Annotated in this window: 3 protein-coding genes; 1 reads left to right on the plus strand and 2 read right to left on the minus strand. The window is 44.0% G+C overall.

The window, feature by feature from the left end; genetic code table 11:
• Window positions 1–183: 183 nt before the first annotated feature.
• Together BLS69_RS01980 and BLS69_RS01985 are read right to left on the minus strand one after the other, a co-directional pair.
• Complete coding sequence (locus BLS69_RS01980) at window positions 184–1,041, minus strand: SDR family oxidoreductase (RefSeq protein ID WP_091028288.1); 858 nt, start codon at window positions 1,039–1,041, stop codon at window positions 184–186.
• 111 nt (window positions 1,042–1,152) lie between these two features.
• On the minus strand, window positions 1,153–1,578 hold the full coding sequence (locus BLS69_RS01985) for an Rrf2 family transcriptional regulator (RefSeq protein WP_036668516.1): 426 nt from the start codon (window positions 1,576–1,578) through the stop codon (window positions 1,153–1,155).
• A 423-nt stretch (window positions 1,579–2,001) separates the two neighbouring features.
• Here BLS69_RS01985 and BLS69_RS01990 point away from each other — a divergent pair, with 423 nt between their 5' ends.
• The gene (locus BLS69_RS01990; protein ID WP_026080959.1) at window positions 2,002–2,478 is read left to right on the plus strand and encodes a DUF6790 family protein; all 477 of its coding nucleotides are present in this window, start codon (window positions 2,002–2,004) and stop codon (window positions 2,476–2,478) included.
• Window positions 2,479–2,541 lie beyond the last annotated feature (63 nt).

The following is a 2,541-nucleotide window of genomic DNA, read 5'->3' on the forward strand; positions in this document are numbered from 1 at the left end:
GAGCAAAGAGTTAGGAACTGTTGTGGACAACATAAATGCCTATCTCAAATTGCAGCAGTCGCAATCAACGGGTGAGTGTACGGTCATCCGTTCAATAGGTATATCGTTGTATTGATTGTTAGCTACACCAAAAAAGGGACACATCCAACATTTGTTGGTGTGTCCCTTTCTCATATCCAAAACTTACTTGCCTACAATTGCTTTAATACCTTCGCTAAGTGGCTGAGCTGGACGGCCAAGCAATTTCTCTAAAGTATCGCTCTCTACAGCCAATGCGCCTTCACGGATGGCACCTTGCATATCAACAAGCATCGATACGACAAAGTCCGGTAGACCTGCACCTTTCATGATGTCAGCGTAAGCGGCATCGTCCACGTTTTGCACGTTGATGTCCTGCCCAAGCACTTCACCAACAATGGCAGCCAGTTCAGCTTGCGTGCGTAGTTTGCCGGACAATTCATATACGGTATTCTCGTGTCCTTCGCTTGCGAGTACAGCTGCTGCAGCATGGGCATAGTCACTGCGGGTAGCCCAGCCTACTTGGCTGTCATTGGTGGCATGAACCCAAGGTGCGCCTTGTGTAGCTGCTTGCACACTACCTGCTTCATTTTCCAGGTACCAGTTGTTGCGCAGGAAGGAATACGGAATGCCGGATTCGCGAATAGCTTTTTCTGTAGCGCGGTGAACTTCCGCCAGGGAAAGGGTATTTTTCTCTGCATTCACAACGCTTGTATAAGCGATGAAACCCACGTCTGCGCTCTTGGCAGCGTCAATGGCAGCCTGATGTTGGCGAATACGCGTTTCATTGTCACCATCAGTCGAGATGAGCAACAGACGGTCTACACCGGCAAAAGCTTTCTCCAACGTCCCCGGTTGATCGAAATCACCGTGACGCACGTCAACGCCTTGAGTGCGGAGTGCTTCAGCTTTTTCCGGATTACGTACACTTACTGCCACATCTTTGGCAGAATCCGTTTTTAACAATGCCTCTACAACCAGTGAACCCAAATGACCTGTTGCGCCAGTAACCAAAATTTTCATTTTCTTTTCCTCCTAGGATATGTGTTGTTGTTTGCATATGGATGTAATCAAAAATGTTATAACAGGTGTGATTACAACGAAAGGGTTAAAAAAAGCTCATAATGAGCTTTTTTATTCAGAGACATGAATCTGATCCATCATCTGCTGTATGGTTACACGATTCAAGCGCTGTTCCATGGCTGTCTGAGCCTCAATGAGTTCGGCACGCAAGGTGTGTTCAATCATGTTGCCGACCGGACATTTCGGATTCGGATGTTTGTGAAAGTTAAACAATTCCCCATCCTCCACGACCTCAAGCGCTCGATATACATCAAGAAGGGTAATGTCGGCTGGATCTTTCAACAAGGAAGCACCGCCCACACCGGGTCTGACGTCAATCAGACCCGCCTGTTTCAGCTTGGACATAATCCGCCGAATAATCACGGGATTTGTATTCACACTCTGCGCGATCACATCTCCGGTGCATTCATTGGGCATAACAGCGATCAGGGACAGGGTATGAACCGCAATGGAAAAGCGACTGCTGATTTGTCTCATGGGATAATCACCACCGTTGTAACTATAATAGTTACAAAGAGATCGGATGTCAATTCTTTTATATTATATTTTAATGGATAGTTGCTTTTGTTCTGGAATCGTAGATGATCCAACAGATGATAATTGAACTATCACCGATGTCAAATAAATGAGTTGTGGTTCTTTTGAAGCGTTAGAAAAGAAGCAGGTTTCAAACCTTTTAATGTAATAATAGGGCTAAATTCCTATTATTTTCAAGTTAAATGGAACTATATGGTTTTCTTGTTTGCGTACAGAAGAAGAAAAATGACAAAAGCTTCGACAAACTAGAAAATTATGTATTAATTGACAAATGTAAAAGCGATTATATAATGTGTTTAACTACAAGATTGTACATTTAGTTACAAATGATTCCAAATAACAAACGGCGGGAGTGGGACAGGCATGTGGTTTTTGGTTCTATGGTTGTTAGGTCTAATTTCAGGGGGAGTACACCTATATGTGTTAGGTTTTCCCGGAGAAATGAGCGAGATTAGCAGAGTATTGCTGCTTCATCAGTTTGTGGTTACGTTTGGATTGGTTGGAGTGATTGGTTATGTTGTCAACATTGCCAGAGCGGATCAGACAGCCAAAATGTTAGGATGGCCTGGTGGACCATTTCAGGTTAAATACGGTTTTTCCCAGGTAGGGCTTGGAGTTATGGGGATTATGGCCATCTGGTTCCAGGGGAACTTTTGGGTTGGTGTATTGGTAACGATGTACATATACGGATTAAGTGGTCTTTGGTCACATACTTATGTCATGATTAAAAATCGCAAGGCAGATGGAGACAGTATCGGGAATCTCATTATGGATGTGGTGTATCAAACGTTTATCACGGTTCTCTCCGTATTGGCTGGTGGAATCTGGGTAATGCACTAAGCTGTAATTGATTTTTTGCCTTACACAGCTTGAATCTCAATTAAACGATGAGGTGTGGTCGTG

It is taken from the genome of Paenibacillus sp. CF095, from assembly GCF_900101225.1.
Lineage (GTDB): Bacteria > Bacillota > Bacilli > Paenibacillales > Paenibacillaceae > Paenibacillus.

What these genes read in the sequence shown, in the direction of transcription:
- BLS69_RS01980 (WP_091028288.1), bottom strand. Translation starts at nt 1,041, where the DNA reads ATGAAAATTTTGGTTACTGGCGCAACAGGTCATTTGGGTTCACTGGTT.
- BLS69_RS01985 (WP_036668516.1), bottom strand. Translation starts at nt 1,578, where the DNA reads ATGAGACAAATCAGCAGTCGCTTTTCCATTGCGGTTCATACCCTGTCC.
- BLS69_RS01990 (WP_026080959.1), top strand. Translation starts at nt 2,002, where the DNA reads ATGTGGTTTTTGGTTCTATGGTTGTTAGGTCTAATTTCAGGGGGAGTA.